This is a genomic window from Allorhizobium sp. GW101-3B10, assembly GCF_059424725.1.
Genome location: NZ_JBWKZR010000001.1, coordinates 2,380,024 through 2,394,820, shown reverse-complemented (window position 1 = coordinate 2,394,820; position 14,797 = coordinate 2,380,024). Strand labels below are relative to the sequence as shown.

Here is a 14,797-nt window from a genome sequence, read left to right as displayed (position 1 = left end):
CGTATACCCTCCATTAGCCATTCGCGAGATTAACGAAACCTTACCGGGAAGGCAAAAATGCGTCCCCCGAAGGGACGGGAAACCGACACAAAAGCCCGGACACTCGGCTTGTCGCGCCCCTGTCGGCAAAGTATTGTGCGCGCGTTGTAGCCAAGGAATACGGCCGAAGCATGGATGCCGGCCCTGAGGAGTTTTGTTGCATGTTCCAGGGATCCATTCCCGCCCTCGTCACGCCCTTCACCGAAACCGGTGCAGTCGACGAGAAAGCCTTTGCCGCCCATGTGGAGTGGCAGATCGCCGAGGGTTCGAGCGGCCTGGTGCCGGTCGGCACCACCGGTGAATCGCCGACGCTCTCCCATGCAGAGCACAAACGCGTGGTCGAGCTGTGCGTCGAGGTGGCGAACAAACGCGTTCCCGTGATCGCCGGCGCCGGATCCAACAATACCAAGGAGGCGATCGAGCTTGCCCAGCATGCCGAGAAGGTCGGCGCCGCCGCGCTGCTCGTCGTCACGCCCTATTATAACAAGCCGACGCAGAAGGGCCTTGTCGCCCATTTCGCGGCGATCGCCGAAGCCGTGGCGCTGCCGATCTTCATCTACAATATCCCCGGCCGTTCCGTCGTCGACATGAGCCCCGAGACCATGGGTCTGCTCGCCAAGGCGCACAAGAACATTGTCGGCGTCAAGGATGCGACCGGCAAGCTCGAGCGGGTCTCGGACCAGCGCATCACCTGCGGCAACGACTTCATCCAGCTTTCGGGCGAGGATGCGACCGCTCTCGGCTTCAACGCCCATGGCGGCGTCGGCTGCATCTCGGTCACCGCCAATGTCGCGCCGAAGCTCTGTGCCGAGTTCCAGGCGGCGACCCTGGCCGGCGACTACAAGAAGGCGCTCGGCTACCAGGACCGCCTGATGCCGCTGCACAAGGCGATCTTCATGGAACCGGGTCTCTGCGGCGCGAAATATGCGCTGAACCGTCTCGGCCGCATGAGCCGCACGGTGCGCCTGCCGCTCCTGCCGACGCTCGAAGCTTCGACAGAGGCAGCGATCGACGCGGCGCTGAAGCACGCCGGTCTCCTGGCCTGATCGGCCGCACATGGATCAGCGAGGCCGGGCGGTTTCTGCCCGGCTTCTTTTTTTGTGGCGGCCGCTATATTACATATCGACGACAAGAGCCGGACGGATGCCCGCCGCCCGGCCAACAACAAGCATTCCGGGCGGATCGGATTCATCATCATGGCACCCAGAGGCAGCCAGCGCACCGTCAACAAGATTGTCGCGGAAAACCGCAAGGCCCGCTTCAACTACGAGATCATCGACACCTACGAGGCCGGTCTTGCCCTGACCGGCACCGAGGTCAAGGCGTTGCGCGAAGGCAAGGCGAACATCGCCGAATCCTATGCCTCGGACGAGGGTAACGAGATCTGGCTGATCAATTCCCATCTGCCGGAGTATCTGCAGGCCAACCGGTTCAATCACGAACCGCGCCGCCGCCGCAAGCTCCTGCTCAACAAGCGCGAGATCAACCGGCTGCGCCAGGCGATCAATCGCGAGGGCATGACGCTGGTCCCGCTCAAGATCTATTTCAACGAGAAGGGCCGCGCCAAGCTGGAGCTGGCGCTCGCCAAGGGCAAGAAGCTGCACGACAAGCGCGAGACGGAGAAGGAACGCGACTGGAACCGCCAGAAGTCGCGACTGCTCAAGACCGGCGGTTGACCATGCCGGAACTGCTCAAGGTCAGTGTCGGACCGTTCGTCTTCACCGCGCGCTTCGAGATCGAAAAGGCGCCGGAGACCTGCCGGATTTTCAAGAGCTTCCTGCCGTTCCGCAATCAGACGATCCATTCGCGCTGGAGCGGGGAGGCGGTCTGGGTGCCGCTCGGCGATTTCCAGTTCGGCGCGGGGTTCGAAAACCACACCTGCCACCCGTCGCGCGGCGACATCCTGCTCTATCCGGGCGGTTACAGCGAAACCGAGCTTCTCTTCGCCTATGGCAGTTCGCATTTCGCCAGCAAGATGGGCGCGCTGGCCGGAAACCATTTCCTGACGGTCGTCGACGGACGAGAGAATCTCGAGGCCATGGGCAGGATGGTGCTCTGGCAGGGCGCCCAGCCGATTGGTTTCGAAACCGTCTGACGAACCGCGCCCCTGCGGCGCGGCCGTCTGTTTCGCATAAACGCAACGCTCAGCCGCGAGCGATTGCCACCGATCAGGCGGCGTAGCGCTGGCGGTAGTCCTGCGATTGGCGCGGCATGGTGATTTCCTTCGACACGGTGAAGCGCGAGACGAGGTTCGTCAGGTGGTGCGACACCTCCAGCAGCGCGTGGGTCGAGGCATTGGTTTCCTCCACCATGGCGGCATTCTGCTGGGTCATCTGGTCCATGCTGTTGATCGCCGCATTGATTTCGCCGATGCCGGCCGACTGCTCCTGCGACGAGGTGGTGATCGCGGCGATATGGCCGTTGATCGCGTGCACCTGCTGGCCGATCGTGCTGAGCGCCTCGCCCGTCTTGTGAACGAGCGACACGCCACGCGCCACATCCTGCGACGCGCGGTCGATCAGCGTCTTGATCTCCTTGGCCGCAGCGGCAGAGCGCTGGGCAAGCTCGCGCACCTCCTGGGCGACCACGGCAAAGCCGCGTCCGCTTTCGCCGGCGCGCGCTGCTTCGACGCCGGCATTGAGCGCCAGCAGATTGGTCTGGAAGGAGATTTCGTCGATCACGCTGATGATGTGGGTGATCTTCTTCGACGACGCCTCGATGTCGCCCATGGCTTCGACCGCCTGATCGACGACCTTGCCGGAACGGACTGCTTCGTCGGCGGAAGCGACGACCGCTTCGCGTGCTTCCTGGGTGCGCAGCGCCGTCTGTCTTGCGACCGTGGTGATCTGCTCGAGGGCGGCGGCCGTTTCTTCAAGGGCGGCGGCCTGCTGTTCCGTGCGCTTGGCCATCTCGTCGGTCGCCGACGTCAGTTCGCGGGTATTGGATGCCGCGCGCGATGCCTCGGCATAGATGTCCGAGAAGGCTGCTGCGAGCGCGTTGACCGCCGAATTGAAATTGTTGCGCAGCTTGTCGAACTTCGGTGCGAGGTCCTTGTCGATCGTCGCCGTCAGGTCGCCGCTGCACATCCGGCCAAGGGCTACGTCGAGGGCTTCTAGCGCCACTTCCTGCTCGTGCTCCAGCCGATGACGTTCCTCCTCCGCCCGCACCCGTTCCTCCGCCAGCGCGTCGAGATAGACGGTGATCGAATAGTCCATGTCCAGCATGGCGGCCTTCATGATGGTGGTCAGGTTCTGCGCCAGGCGCTTGGCCTTGCGTCCCTGCATGAAGCCCCGCATTTCGTCGGCGATCACCCCCTCCATGATCCCTTCGAGAACCAGTGCGTAGCCGCCGATATACCAGCGCGGCTCGAGGCCGAGGCGGGCGTGGGTGCGGCCGATAGTCGAGACGGCTTCCACATAGTGATTGTCCAGCTTGCCTGAACTGATCAGCGACCAGTGGGCCTCCTGCTTCTGCTTGGCATGGGCGATATGCGCGTCGTTGGCGAAGAAGCGCGCCGTTTCGGGGTGTGACTTGGCGCGCGCGTAGAAATCGTCGAGCGCCGGGCCGATGGCCGTCTTGATCAGAGGCTGGAGGCTGCCAAGGCGCGTGCGCTCTTCGGCATTAAGACCGAGGAAATGAAGACGATCGTTGAGATGGGAGACGGAGCGTTGAGAACCAGACATTGCTATGACCCATAAAAATTTTTGCGTAGAGCTGTCGTGCAGATATGCCGCCCCGGCATGCGTGTAAACTGCCATTGAGGTGACCATCGCGGACGCGATTAACGAAGAATGAAGTATTAGACGTAAATTGATGAAGAGAATGATAATAGTAAGATCTGCAGGGATCTGACGCACGGGCCGCAGGCGGCCACCAGATCGCGAACAGCGTCGAGACAGCAGGGGTTTCCGTCGTCCGCGGTGAAAAACTATGGATTTACAACGGGTTTCGGATTTTTCGCCGGCGGTTCTGCTCAGTCCTTCGGCCCCGATGTGGCGTGGGACCTGCCAATCTTCAGGTGTTGGCGGCCGGTTCGGCGTTTCGACAGATCATTCGCCCATGTCGTTGGCGGGCGCGGGCTCGACCTGGCGCATGGGGCGCTCGCTCGGATCGCGGCCGATTTCCGCCTTGAGCGAGATCAGGTCGATGAAATGGTCCGACTGCCGGCGCAGGTCGTCGGCGATCATGGGTGGCTGGGTTGCCATGGTGGAAACGACGGATACCTTGCGGCCCTTGCGCTGCAGCGCTTCGACCAGGGTGGTGAAGTCGCCGTCGCCGGAGAAGATCACCAGGTGATCGACCGTCTCGGACTGTTCCATGGCATCGATGGCCAGTTCGATGTCCATATTGCCCTTGACCTTGCGGCGGCCCATCGAGTCGATGAACTCCTTCGCCGGCTTGGTGACGACCTTGTAGCCGTTATAGTCGAGCCAGTCGATCAGCGGGCGGATGGAGGAGTATTCCTGGTCCTCGATCAGGGCGGTGTAATAATAGGCGCGCAGAAGATAGCCGCGCTTCTGGAACGCTTTCAGCAATTTCCGATAGTCGATGTCGAAGCCTAGGCTCTTGGAGGCAGCGTAGAGATTCGCGCCGTCGATGAAGAGTGCTATTTTTTCCCGGGGATCAAACATCGTTCTAATATCCTTTGTTGGGAATAGGAGATAGTGATAAAAGACAATCAAAACAAAACCTTGCCTTTTCACTCATGAATACTCCACTTAAATTATGAAATATTCATATAAGAATTATCTAGGGCAGGGAATCTGATATTCCAAGCACGTATAGGTTGAAATTGGCGCGGCGCGCATGCATTTTTTGACCGGCGCTCCGTATGCGGGGCGGCGCCCGGTGACGAAAAACTTGAATTTGCCTTCCATTGATTGTATCGGGCTGCTAAATCCTTAAATTCCCGAGCGCAAAGGACAGGCAATGGCCCGTGTCACCGTTGAAGACTGCATCGACAAAGTAGACAACCGATTCGAGCTCGTTCTGCTCGCCAGCCACCGTGCACGCCAGATTTCGCAGGGCGCGCCGATCACTGTCGATCGCGACAAGGACAAGAACCCGGTCGTGGCCCTGCGCGAGATTGCCGACGAAACGCTCTCGCCCGGCGACCTGAAGGAAGACCTGATCCATTCGCTGCAGAAGCATGTCGAGGTCGACGAGCCGGAACAGGATACCGGCGCGCTGATCAGCGGCGGCACTGTCGCAGCCAAGAACGAGGACGAGGACGAACTGCCGGAAACCGTCAGCTTCGACCAGATGTCGGAAGAAGATCTTCTGGCCGGCATCGAAGGCCTGGTTCCGCCGGAAAAGAGCGACGATTACTAATCGTCAAGTAATCGGGCTCTAGAGTCTCGGAAATTCGGTTTCGTGCGCCAATCCCTGTCGATTGGCGCGCTTTTCGTTTATGGAGCGCCTTGGCATGATGCGGCAATACGAGCTCGTTGAGCGGGTTCAGAAATACAAGCCCGATGCCAACGAAGCTCTGCTCAACAAAGCCTATGTCTATGCCATGCAGAAGCATGGCAAGCAGAAGCGCGCCAGCGGCGATCCCTATATCTCCCATCCGCTCGAAGTTGCCGCCATTCTCACCGAAATGCATCTCGACGAGTCGACCATCGCCGTCGCTCTGCTGCATGACACGATCGAGGATACCAACGCGACCCGCGCCGAGATCGACGAGCTGTTCGGCGAGGACATCGGACGACTCGTCGAAGGCCTGACCAAGCTCAAGAAGCTCGATCTCGTCACCAAGAAGGCCAAGCAGGCGGAGAACCTGCGCAAGCTGTTGCTGGCGATCTCCGACGACGTGCGCGTGCTTCTCGTCAAGCTTGCCGACCGCCTGCACAACATGCGCACGCTCGAGCACATGCGCGACGACAAGCGCGCCCGCATCTCCGAGGAGACGATGGAAATCTATGCGCCGCTCGCCGGCCGCATGGGTATGCAGGACATGCGCGACGAGCTGGAGGACCTGTCCTTCCGCTACATCAATCCGGAAGCCTACGAGACCGTGACCCGGCGGCTCGCCGAGCTGTCGCAGCGCAACGAAGGCCTGATCAAGAAGATCGAGGACGAGCTGCGCGAACTGCTGGTCGCCAACGGCCTGATCAACACGTCGGTGAAGGGGCGCCAGAAGCAACCCTATTCGGTGTTTCGCAAGATGCAGTCGAAGTCCTTGTCCTTCGAACAGCTGTCCGACGTCTACGGCTTCCGCATCATCGTCGACGACCTGCCGTCCTGCTACCGCGCTCTCGGCATCGTGCATACCCGCTGGCGCGTCGTGCCGGGCAGGTTCAAGGACTATATCTCGACGCCGAAGCAGAACGATTATCGCTCCATCCACACCACCATCGTCGGCCCGTCGCGCCAGCGCATCGAGCTGCAGATCCGCACGCGGCGCATGCACGAGATCGCCGAATACGGCATTGCCGCCCATGCGCTCTACAAGGATGGCGAGGGCGGTGGCGACGGCGAGCTTCTGTCGCGCGAAAGCAATGCCTATTCCTGGCTGCGCCACACCATCGAGGCGCTGGCCGAAGGCGACAATCCGGAAGAGTTCCTCGAGCACACCAAGCTCGAGCTTTTCCAGGACCAGGTCTTCTGCTTCACGCCGAAGGGCAAGCTGATCGCGCTGCCGCGCGGGGCCACCCCGATCGATTTCGCCTATGCGGTGCACACCAATATCGGCGACACGACGGTCGGCGCCAAGATCAACGGCTCGATCATGCCGCTCGTCACCCGCCTGTCGAACGGCGACGAGGTGGAGATCATCCGCTCCGGCGTGCAGGTCCCGCCGGCCGCCTGGGAGCAGATCGTCGTCACCGGCAAGGCGCGCGCCGCCATCCGCCGGGCCACCCGCATGGCGATCCGCAAGCAGTATGCCGGCCTCGGCCACCGCATTCTGGAGCGCACCTTCGAGCGGGCCGGCAAGATCTTCTCGCGCGACACCCTGCGCCCGGTCCTTCACCGTCTCGGCCAGCGCGATGTCGAAGATGCGATCGCCGCCGTCGGCCGTGGCGAACTGTCTTCGATCGACGTGCTGCGCGCCGTCTATCCCGACTACCAGGACGAACGCGTCACCGTGAAGCCCTCGACCGACGAGGGCTGGTTCGCGATGAACAGCGCCAACGGCATGGTCTTCAAGATCCCCGGCAAGGCGCGTCCGGGCGAAGGCGAGGCGGCAGCGGCCGAGGATCGCATGCCGATCCGGGGCCTCGGCGGCAATGCCGAGGTGCATTTCTCTCCGGCGGGCGCCGTGCCCGGCGATCGCATCGTCGGTATCATGGAGGATGGCAAGGGGATCACCATCTATCCCATCCAGGCATCCGCCCTGCAGAAGTTCGACGACGAGCCGGAGCGCTGGATCGACGTGCGCTGGGACCTCGACGAGGCCAACAAGTCACGCTTCATGGCGCGCATCATGATCAACGCGATCAACGAGCCCGGCACACTGGCCACCGTCGCCCAGACGATCGCCCGCCTCGACATCAACATCCGCACGCTGTCGATGGTGCGTGTCGCCACCGATTTCACCGAGATGGCGATCGACATCGAGGTCTGGGACCTGCGCCAGCTGAACCAGCTTCTGGTCGAGGTCAAGGAACTGGACTGCATCTCGACCGTCAGGCGCGTTTACGACTGACGGGCGACGGGCCAAGGCGCGGCGGCCCGGCACTGTCGCCACCCCAGGTGATTGATCGCCGGGCTGGGATGAGGCAGTGTGGCAGGAGCCCGGCGAGGGGAGCCCGCCGCGCGGATCGCCTTGTGGGGGAGCTGGTCGTCATGGTGAAATCACGGATTTGCGCACTCCTGCTCACGCTGCCCGGATTGCTCGGTGCCATGCCTTCGATGGCCGGTGAGCGCGAGCAGCGCGTCCTCTACGGGCGCGCGCTGAAGGAGCGGGAGCTCGGTTGGGCCTGCTATGCCCGCCACTATGATGCGCCCCATCTGCGAACCCACCCGGATCAGAACGTCAAGGACATGGCCATGCTCGCCTATCGCCCGGATTGGGCAGGCGCCGACGCCAGCATCCTCAATTTCGAAGCGCGTTTCCGTGACGGCGGCTTGCCCGTCGAGTTTTCCGGCGAATGCCGGACGGCCGCCGACGGCGTTCTTGCCTGCGGCATCGAGTGCGACGGCGGGGAATTCAGCCTGAAGAGCGCGGATGGCGGTTCGATCCTCGTCGACATGCCAGGAGAGCCCGGCCTTTGCGACGGGACGGACGGAATAAGCCGCCCGGGCTTCGGCCCGGATGACAAGCGTTTCCGCCTGGATCGGGTGGACATCGGCGATTGCCGGGGCCTGATCTGGGACGACGAGATCCGCCCGCGCCTGTTGAAAGCCGCCGGCCGGTAGCGCCGCCGAGCGTTAACATGGTTTGCGCAATCTTAAGCCTTCCTTAGGGCGCCATGCAAATGCCGCATGCCTGCGATCCTCTTTCAGATCTGGTGGTTTGTGCGCCGCACAATTATATTCAGCTCACATAAGAGAGAAAGAAAGAGGACAGAGAAAATGTTCAAGCCCCTTCGCAAGATTGCCAAGGCCCTTCGCGTTCCCACTTCGACCGAACGTGAAATGGCTTACCTCAACGGTGCCCGTGACATGGTCGACCTCGAATTTCGCCAGCGCGAAATCGAACGCGGCCTGTTCCGCAGCGGCTTCTAAGAAGCCGACGACGACTGACCGGAGGCGCGCGTGACATAACCGCGCGCCCAGCTGCGGCAAAGGCCGCGGGGCAGGGCAATTCGCTCCCGCCGCCCTTGTCTGTATGGGGCCTCATCCCCTACATGTGACCCATGTCGTTTCGCCGCCGCAAACCCGCTGGAATTGCCGACAAGCTGCGCAGCCTGCTGTGGCCGGCCAAGGGCTTCATGCGCCCGTTCCACTATTTCCGCATGCGGGTCATGCGGCTCAGTGCCTCGCCGCATGCCGTGGCAGCAGGTGTCGCGGCCGGCATCGCGTCCTCCTGGACGCCCTTCATCGGCCTGCATCTCATCGTCTCCGTCCTGCTGTCATACCTAGTCGCCGGCGATCTGATCGCCGCCGCGCTGGCGACGACCTTCGGCAATCCGCTGACCTTTCCCTTCATCTGGGCCGCCACTTGGAAGATCGGCACCTGGATGCTCGGGGAAGGCGATCCGACGATCGGCCATCACCTGGACCTCCACCATCTCTTCAGCAATTTCGGATGGGCCGACCTCTGGGGTCCGGTGATCGAGCCCATGCTGGTTGGAGCCGTCCCGCCCGCCCTGCTCAGCGGCGTGGTCGTCTATGGCCTGACCTTTTATGTCGTGCGCGGCTTTCGCCGGCGGCGGCGCCTGCGCCTTGCCGAAGCGGCGAGGAACCGGCCGGTCCAGGCCGGCGCGGGCATCTGACCTCTCGAAAACCAGGTGAAGCGGAAAAGCCCATGATCATCGGCATTGGCAGCGACCTCATCGACATTCGCCGCATCGAGCAGTCGCTCGAGCGTTTCGGCGAGCGCTTCACCCAGCGCTGCTTCACCGATATCGAGCGCGCCCGCTCCGACGGCCGCAAGAACCGCGCCGAATCCTATGCCAAGCGCTTCGCCGCCAAGGAGGCGATGTCGAAGGCGCTCGGCACCGGCATGGCTCAGGGCGTGTTCTGGAAGGACATGGGCGTGGTCAATGCACCAAGCGGCAAGCCCACCATGCAGCTGACCGGCGGGGCCGCGGAGATCCTGCAGCGCATGATGCCGGCGGGTCACGAGCCGCTGGTGCATCTGACCATCACCGACGACTATCCGCTGGCCCAGGCCTTCGTCATCATCGAAGCGCGTCCTTTGGGCGGCTGATCGCCCGCGAGATTGGGCATTTTCCGCGCCTCTGCCGTTGCCGCAGCGGCGCGAACCGACTAGACAGGGCAGGATTTGCCAGAAAAAGGAAATGACGGCGTGGAAGCTGAAAAGAAGCACAGTGCCCTTTGGGAAAACATCAAGGTCGTCATCCAGGCATTGCTCCTGGCGATGGTCATCCGCACGGTCCTGTTCCAGCCCTTCACCATCCCGTCGGGCTCGATGATGCCGACGCTGCTGGTCGGCGACTACATTTTCGTCAACAAGTTCTCCTACGGCTACTCGAAGTATTCGCTGCCGTTCTCGCCGGACCTGTTCGAGGGCCGCATCTTCGGCAGTGAGCCGAAGCGCGGCGACATCGTCGTCTTCCGTTTCCCGCCAAACCCCAAGATCGACTACATCAAGCGCCTCGTCGGCCTGCCGGGCGATCGCATCCAGGTCATCGACGGCATCCTCAACATCAACGGCAAGCCGGTACCGCGCGCCGAGGACGGCCGCTTCACCTCTGACTACAGCCAGGATCCGGGCACGGACGTGCCGGTGTTCCGTGAGACCATGGACAATGGCGTGAGCTACGACACGCTCGACCAGGAGCTGAACGCCCGCGGCGACAACACTCGCGAGTTCATCGTCCCGGCAGGCCACTATTTCATGATGGGCGACAACCGAGACAATTCGCTCGACAGCCGCTTCGACGTGGGTTTTGTGCCGGAAGAAAACCTGATCGGACGCGCCTCGGTGATCTTCTTCTCGCTCGGCAATGACACCTCGTTCCGCGAAGTCTGGAAGTGGCCGTCGAACATGCGTTGGGATCGCCTGTTCAAGGTGGTCGAATGAAAAGACTGAAGGGGCTCGGCGAGGAGGACCGCACGCGGATCGAAACCGCGATCGGTCACACGTTCGCCGAGAAGCAAAGACTCGACCGCGCGCTCACCCATTCGAGCGCGACGCCGTCGACCAAGGGCGGTGACTACGAGCGGCTTGAATTCCTCGGCGACCGGGTTCTCGGCCTGTGCGTCGCCGAACTGCTGTTCAAGACCTTCCGCAATGCCACCGAGGGCGAGCTTTCCGTGCGCTTCAACCAGCTGGTCAGCGCCGAGGCCTGCGCCACGATCGCCGACGAGCTGGAACTGCACCGCTTCATTCGCACCGGCGCCGACGTCAAGAAGCTGACCGGCAAGGCCATGCTGAACGTCCGTGCCGACGTGGTGGAAAGTCTGATTGCTGCCATCTATCTCGACGCAGGGCTCGAGGCCGCGCGCGGCTTCGTCCTGCGCTTCTGGGAAGAGAAGGCGAGCCGTGCCGATGGCGCGCGCCGCGACGCCAAGACCGAGCTGCAGGAATGGGCGCATGCGAAATTCGCGACGACCCCTGCCTACCGGATTGCCGAACGCGCCGGACCGGATCATGATCCCCGTTTCACGGTGATCGTCGAAATACCCGGCGTCGCCCCGGAAAGCGGAACGGATCGCTCCAAGCGCGCCGCGGAGCAGGTGGCGGCCACGAAGATACTCGAACGCGAAGGCGTCTGGACGAAGTCCACGGACGCAGGCTGATTGGAAACCATGACCGATACCGAAAACCCCTCCGTCGAAGGCGCCGCAGCGGACGAACGCCCGACGCATTCCGGCTTCGTGGCCCTGATCGGCCCGACCAATGCCGGCAAGTCCACCCTGTTGAACCGCCTGGTCGGCGCCAAGGTGTCGATCGTCAGCCACAAGGTGCAGACGACGCGCTCGATCGTGCGCGGCATCGCCATCCATGACAATGCCCAGATCGTCTTCATGGACACGCCCGGCATCTTCAAGCCGCGCCGCAGGCTCGACCGCGCCATGGTGACGTCGGCCTGGGGCGGCGCCAAGGATGCGGACCTGATCCTGCTGCTGATCGACAGCGAGCGCGGCCTGCGCGGCGATGCCGAAGCCATTCTCGAGGGGCTGAAGGACGTGCACCAGCCGAAGATCCTTGTGCTCAACAAGATCGACCGGGTTCGCCACGAGGATCTGCTGAAGCTCGCGGCCAAGGCCAACGAAGCGATCGCCTTCGAGCAGACCTTCATGGTCTCGGCGACGACCGGCTCGGGCTGCACCGACCTGATGGATTTCCTGGCGAAGCGCCTGCCGGAAGGCCCGTGGTACTATCCGGAGGACCAGATCTCCGACCTACCGATGCGCCAGCTCGCCGCGGAAATCACCCGCGAAAAGCTCTTCCTGCGCCTTCACCAGGAGCTTCCCTATTCCTCGCATGTCGAGACCGAGAAGTGGGAAGAGCGCAAGGACGGCTCGGTCCGCATCGAGCAGGTCATCTATGTCGAGCGCGACAGCCAGAAGAAGATCGTGCTCGGCAAGGGCGGTGACGCGATCAAGTCGATCTCGACGGCGTCTCGCAAGGAAATCTCGGAAATCCTCGAACAGCCGGTGCATCTCTTCCTGTTCGTCAAGGTGCGCGAGAACTGGGGCGATGATCCGGAGCGTTTCCGCGAGATGGGCCTCGAATTCCCGAAGAACTGAGGGCGCTTCAGCCTTCGATGCGGCGGGCGACGAATTTCGAGATCGGCCCGCCGAGCAACAGCACCAGAAACAGCCGCGCCGTCTGCAACGCCATGACGAAGGACAGGTCGACCGGCGTCGAGGCGGCGATGATGGCGACCGAATCGAGGCCGCCGGGGCTGGTCGCCAGATAGGCGGTCAGCGGGTCGATGTCGAACTGATGGGTCAGCAAAGCCGCCAGACCGGCGCAGAAGGCGATCAGCACGACGATCGAGGCAAGGATCTGCGGCAGCGCATGGGCCGCATGGCGCAAGATGCGGCGGGTGAAACTCAGCCCGATCTTCCAGCCGAGCGTCGCATAGCCGAGCGCCAGCAGCCAGGGCGGCAGGTCGATGGTGATCAAGCCGGCCGCATGCAGCGCCGCTGTGGCGATCAACGGCAGCAGCATGGTGCCGGCCGGGATTCTCAGCCGTGCGCCGACGGCGCTCGCCGCAAAGGACACCGCCAGCGTCTTGGCGAGTTCCAGCCAGTCGACGGCGGGAAACCAGACGATCTCGTGCACCGCGCCACCCTTGGCGTCGAAGACGAAGGCGGCGACCAGCGAGGCGGCGGAGGCGACGCAGACCACGCGCAGATACTGCATGAAGGCAACGAGGCGGATATCCCCGCCATGGGCTTCGGCCATCAGCATCATCGCCGAGGCAGCACCCGCCGAAGTGCCCCAGACCGCCGTCGTGCCGGGCAACGTACCGCTTCGGGCCATGAAGTAGCCCATCAGGCTGCTGGCGCCGATGACGGCGAGCACGATGGCGAGGAAGATCGGCCAGTCGGCGGCGAAGGTGCTGACGATGCCGCCGTCGAGCGAGCGGGCAATGACGCAACCGAGCAGCGAATGGGCGGCGAAATAGGGAATGCGCGGTATCGACAGCCGCGCGCCGTTGGTCGCCACCAGGATTGCCGCGACCATCGGGCCGAGCAGCAGCGAGCCGGGCAGGTGGATGAGTTGCAGCACCACGGAAAGAACCACCGAGAGCCCGAGCAGGACCAGCCAGCGGACCGGAATGGGAAACTGCGTCAACAGGCCCGGATCGGGGCTATGGTCGGGAGAGCCGGAAGGCGATGGCTGCATTGCGGAAGGCCTGATACGGGGGCGTGCCTGGAACGGGTGCCGTCCCAACTGGTCGTCCCGACTATACCGATTCGCGCGACAGCCGGGCGAAAACTTGGCGAATATCATGTCTGCGGGCACTACAGCCCTCGCCGGGGCCGGTTCGCATCTGTCCCGGCGGCGGCAAATCGGCTAGAACAGAACCATGCAATGGACGGATGAAGCGATATTTCTCGGCGCGCGGCGCCATGGCGAGACGAGCGTCATCGCCGAGGTGATGACGCGTGCGCGCGGCCGGCATCTGGGCATGATCCGCGGCGGCCGCTCGCGCACCATGCAGCCGGTGCTGCAGCCGGGAAATCGCGTCGAAGTGACCTGGCGCGCCAGGCTTGACGAGCATCTGGGCGAGTTCCGCGTCGAGCCCGTCACGCTGCGCGCCGCGCGGCTGATGGAAAGCGCCACCGCCGTCTACGGCGTTCAGGCGCTGGCGGCGCTGCTCCGGCTCCTGCCGGAACGCGAGCCGCATCCGCATCTGTTCGACGCGCTCGATGTCATCCTGGACCATCTGGAGGAGCCGGCGGCAGCCGGCGAACTGTTCATCCGCTTCGAACTCGAAGTGCTGAACGATCTCGGCTTCGGCCTCGACCTCGACCAGTGTGCAGCGACCGGCCGGCGGGACGATCTGGCCTTCGTGTCGCCGAAGACGGGAAGGGCGGTCTGTCGGGAGGCGGGTTCGCCCTGGGCCGACAGGATGCTGGCGCTGCCGGGCTTTCTCAATCCCGGCGCCACCAAGGCCGCCAATGGGGAGAGTCTCGCAGAAGCCTTTCGCCTCACGGGTTTCTTCCTCAATCGGCATGTCTACGAGCCGCGCGGACTGGAGCCCGGCGCGGCGCGCGAGGGGTTCTGTCAGGCGGCGTTGAAGACCCTGCGGGCCGCCCCTGCGGCCGAACCGTTGGCCGCCACCCGGAACATGCCCTGATCGTCCTCGGACTTCTGCAGGTGCTGGTGAATGGCGCTCTGCAATTCGCCGAGATTGCGATAGGTGCCCCCATCCAGTTCGATAACCGGATACTTGACGGCGATGAACTTCAGCCTGTCGCCGTCAGGGATGGTGATCCCGACCGGAATGCCGGCATATTCGATAACTTGCTTTTCCATAACGGTTTCCCCGCCCGCGCATTGCGCGGGCTTAAAAATAATGTGTCGATTGAAGGCTTCAGTGCTTGCGCAGCGTCACATTCGACAGGTGCGTTCGAGGCGATTGCACGTCGCCACGCTCAGCGGGGATTTATGCCAAGGGCGGGCGGCATGATGGAAAACAACACGCATTTCGCTAACCTCCTT

17 protein-coding genes are annotated in these 14,797 nt (G+C 63.1%); 13 read left to right on the top strand and 4 right to left on the bottom strand.

Annotated elements, in window-relative coordinates; all coding sequences use genetic code 11:
- Positions 1–200 precede the first annotated feature (200 nt).
- The 3 genes from dapA to AC07Y0_RS11805 all read left to right on the top strand — a co-directional run bounded on the left by dapA (position 201) and on the right by AC07Y0_RS11805 (position 2,134).
- The gene (gene dapA / locus AC07Y0_RS11815) at positions 201–1,085 is read left to right on the top strand and encodes a 4-hydroxy-tetrahydrodipicolinate synthase (protein ID WP_454745285.1); all 885 of its coding nucleotides are present in this window, start codon (positions 201–203) and stop codon (positions 1,083–1,085) included.
- A 150-nt stretch (positions 1,086–1,235) separates the two neighbouring features.
- The gene (smpB, locus tag AC07Y0_RS11810; protein ID WP_454745286.1) at positions 1,236–1,715 is read left to right on the top strand and encodes an SsrA-binding protein SmpB; all 480 of its coding nucleotides are present in this window, start codon (positions 1,236–1,238) and stop codon (positions 1,713–1,715) included.
- Positions 1,716–1,717: 2 nt separating this feature from the next.
- The gene (locus AC07Y0_RS11805) at positions 1,718–2,134 is read left to right on the top strand and encodes a DUF3830 family protein (protein ID WP_498677422.1); all 417 of its coding nucleotides are present in this window, start codon (positions 1,718–1,720) and stop codon (positions 2,132–2,134) included.
- Positions 2,135–2,207: 73 nt separating this feature from the next.
- Here AC07Y0_RS11805 and AC07Y0_RS11800 read toward each other — a convergent pair whose 3' ends face one another.
- Positions 2,208–3,722 (bottom strand): methyl-accepting chemotaxis protein, encoded by a 1,515-nt coding sequence (locus AC07Y0_RS11800; protein WP_498677420.1) that lies wholly within the window; start codon positions 3,720–3,722, stop codon positions 2,208–2,210.
- 366 nt (positions 3,723–4,088) lie between these two features.
- Positions 4,089–4,670 (bottom strand): LabA-like NYN domain-containing protein, encoded by a 582-nt coding sequence (locus AC07Y0_RS11795; RefSeq protein WP_498677418.1) that lies wholly within the window; start codon positions 4,668–4,670, stop codon positions 4,089–4,091.
- A gap of 298 nt (positions 4,671–4,968) precedes the next feature.
- Here AC07Y0_RS11795 and rpoZ point away from each other — a divergent pair, with 298 nt between their 5' ends.
- The 9 genes from rpoZ to era all read left to right on the top strand — a co-directional run bounded on the left by rpoZ (position 4,969) and on the right by era (position 12,366).
- Positions 4,969–5,370, top strand: coding sequence for a DNA-directed RNA polymerase subunit omega (gene rpoZ / locus AC07Y0_RS11790; protein WP_454745289.1), 402 nt, complete (start codon positions 4,969–4,971; stop codon positions 5,368–5,370).
- A gap of 94 nt (positions 5,371–5,464) precedes the next feature.
- A complete protein-coding gene (locus AC07Y0_RS11785; RefSeq protein ID WP_498677415.1) occupies positions 5,465–7,687 on the top strand; it encodes a RelA/SpoT family protein in 2,223 nt (740 codons plus the stop codon).
- A gap of 140 nt (positions 7,688–7,827) precedes the next feature.
- Positions 7,828–8,400 (top strand): hypothetical protein, encoded by a 573-nt coding sequence (locus AC07Y0_RS11780; RefSeq protein ID WP_498677414.1) that lies wholly within the window; start codon positions 7,828–7,830, stop codon positions 8,398–8,400.
- A gap of 156 nt (positions 8,401–8,556) precedes the next feature.
- Complete coding sequence (locus AC07Y0_RS11775) at positions 8,557–8,709, top strand: DUF3563 family protein (RefSeq protein ID WP_498677411.1); 153 nt, start codon at positions 8,557–8,559, stop codon at positions 8,707–8,709.
- Between the two features lie 131 nt (positions 8,710–8,840).
- Positions 8,841–9,419 (top strand): DUF2062 domain-containing protein, encoded by a 579-nt coding sequence (locus AC07Y0_RS11770; protein WP_498677409.1) that lies wholly within the window; start codon positions 8,841–8,843, stop codon positions 9,417–9,419.
- Between the two features lie 32 nt (positions 9,420–9,451).
- Positions 9,452–9,856, top strand: coding sequence for a holo-ACP synthase (gene acpS, locus AC07Y0_RS11765; RefSeq protein ID WP_498677408.1), 405 nt, complete (start codon positions 9,452–9,454; stop codon positions 9,854–9,856).
- Between the two features lie 99 nt (positions 9,857–9,955).
- Positions 9,956–10,693 carry a signal peptidase I gene (gene lepB / locus AC07Y0_RS11760; RefSeq protein ID WP_498677406.1) on the top strand — a complete coding sequence of 246 codons (738 nt, stop codon included), beginning with the start codon at positions 9,956–9,958 and terminating at the stop codon, positions 10,691–10,693.
- Positions 10,690–11,412 (top strand): ribonuclease III, encoded by a 723-nt coding sequence (rnc, locus tag AC07Y0_RS11755; protein ID WP_498677404.1) that lies wholly within the window; start codon positions 10,690–10,692, stop codon positions 11,410–11,412. The genes lepB and rnc overlap by 4 nt, the downstream gene beginning before the upstream one ends.
- A 9-nt stretch (positions 11,413–11,421) precedes the next feature.
- Positions 11,422–12,366 carry a GTPase Era gene (gene era / locus AC07Y0_RS11750; RefSeq protein ID WP_498677401.1) on the top strand — a complete coding sequence of 315 codons (945 nt, stop codon included), beginning with the start codon at positions 11,422–11,424 and terminating at the stop codon, positions 12,364–12,366.
- Positions 12,367–12,373: 7 nt separating this feature from the next.
- Here era and AC07Y0_RS11745 read toward each other — a convergent pair whose 3' ends face one another.
- Positions 12,374–13,474 (bottom strand): AbrB family transcriptional regulator, encoded by a 1,101-nt coding sequence (locus AC07Y0_RS11745; RefSeq protein WP_498677399.1) that lies wholly within the window; start codon positions 13,472–13,474, stop codon positions 12,374–12,376.
- Between the two features lie 184 nt (positions 13,475–13,658).
- On the opposite strand from AC07Y0_RS11745, the gene recO reads away from it, so the two are divergent.
- On the top strand, positions 13,659–14,432 hold the full coding sequence (recO, locus tag AC07Y0_RS11740; protein ID WP_498677396.1) for a DNA repair protein RecO: 774 nt from the start codon (positions 13,659–13,661) through the stop codon (positions 14,430–14,432).
- Here the strand turns inward: recO and AC07Y0_RS11735 are convergent.
- A complete protein-coding gene (locus tag AC07Y0_RS11735; RefSeq protein WP_498680337.1) occupies positions 14,360–14,611 on the bottom strand; it encodes a hypothetical protein in 252 nt (83 codons plus the stop codon). The two genes, recO and AC07Y0_RS11735, sit on opposite strands and share 73 nt — an antisense overlap.
- Positions 14,612–14,797 lie beyond the last annotated feature (186 nt).

Excerpts from the sequence above, each read along its gene's own strand:
- AC07Y0_RS11735 (WP_498680337.1), bottom strand. The coding sequence starts at position 14,611 with ATGGAAAAGCAAGTTATCGAATATGCCGGCATTCCGGTCGGGATCACC.
- acpS (WP_498677408.1), top strand. The coding sequence starts at position 9,452 with ATGATCATCGGCATTGGCAGCGACCTCATCGACATTCGCCGCATCGAG.
- AC07Y0_RS11770 (WP_498677409.1), top strand. The coding sequence starts at position 8,841 with ATGTCGTTTCGCCGCCGCAAACCCGCTGGAATTGCCGACAAGCTGCGC.
- rnc (WP_498677404.1), top strand. The coding sequence starts at position 10,690 with ATGAAAAGACTGAAGGGGCTCGGCGAGGAGGACCGCACGCGGATCGAA.
- recO (WP_498677396.1), top strand. The coding sequence starts at position 13,659 with ATGCAATGGACGGATGAAGCGATATTTCTCGGCGCGCGGCGCCATGGC.
- AC07Y0_RS11800 (WP_498677420.1), bottom strand. The coding sequence starts at position 3,722 with ATGTCTGGTTCTCAACGCTCCGTCTCCCATCTCAACGATCGTCTTCAT.
- rpoZ (WP_454745289.1), top strand. The coding sequence starts at position 4,969 with ATGGCCCGTGTCACCGTTGAAGACTGCATCGACAAAGTAGACAACCGA.
- era (WP_498677401.1), top strand. The coding sequence starts at position 11,422 with ATGACCGATACCGAAAACCCCTCCGTCGAAGGCGCCGCAGCGGACGAA.
- AC07Y0_RS11775 (WP_498677411.1), top strand. The coding sequence starts at position 8,557 with ATGTTCAAGCCCCTTCGCAAGATTGCCAAGGCCCTTCGCGTTCCCACT.
- AC07Y0_RS11795 (WP_498677418.1), bottom strand. The coding sequence starts at position 4,670 with ATGTTTGATCCCCGGGAAAAAATAGCACTCTTCATCGACGGCGCGAAT.
- AC07Y0_RS11785 (WP_498677415.1), top strand. The coding sequence starts at position 5,465 with ATGATGCGGCAATACGAGCTCGTTGAGCGGGTTCAGAAATACAAGCCC.
- dapA (WP_454745285.1), top strand. The coding sequence starts at position 201 with ATGTTCCAGGGATCCATTCCCGCCCTCGTCACGCCCTTCACCGAAACC.
- AC07Y0_RS11745 (WP_498677399.1), bottom strand. The coding sequence starts at position 13,474 with ATGCAGCCATCGCCTTCCGGCTCTCCCGACCATAGCCCCGATCCGGGC.
- smpB (WP_454745286.1), top strand. The coding sequence starts at position 1,236 with ATGGCACCCAGAGGCAGCCAGCGCACCGTCAACAAGATTGTCGCGGAA.
- AC07Y0_RS11780 (WP_498677414.1), top strand. The coding sequence starts at position 7,828 with ATGGTGAAATCACGGATTTGCGCACTCCTGCTCACGCTGCCCGGATTG.
- AC07Y0_RS11805 (WP_498677422.1), top strand. The coding sequence starts at position 1,718 with ATGCCGGAACTGCTCAAGGTCAGTGTCGGACCGTTCGTCTTCACCGCG.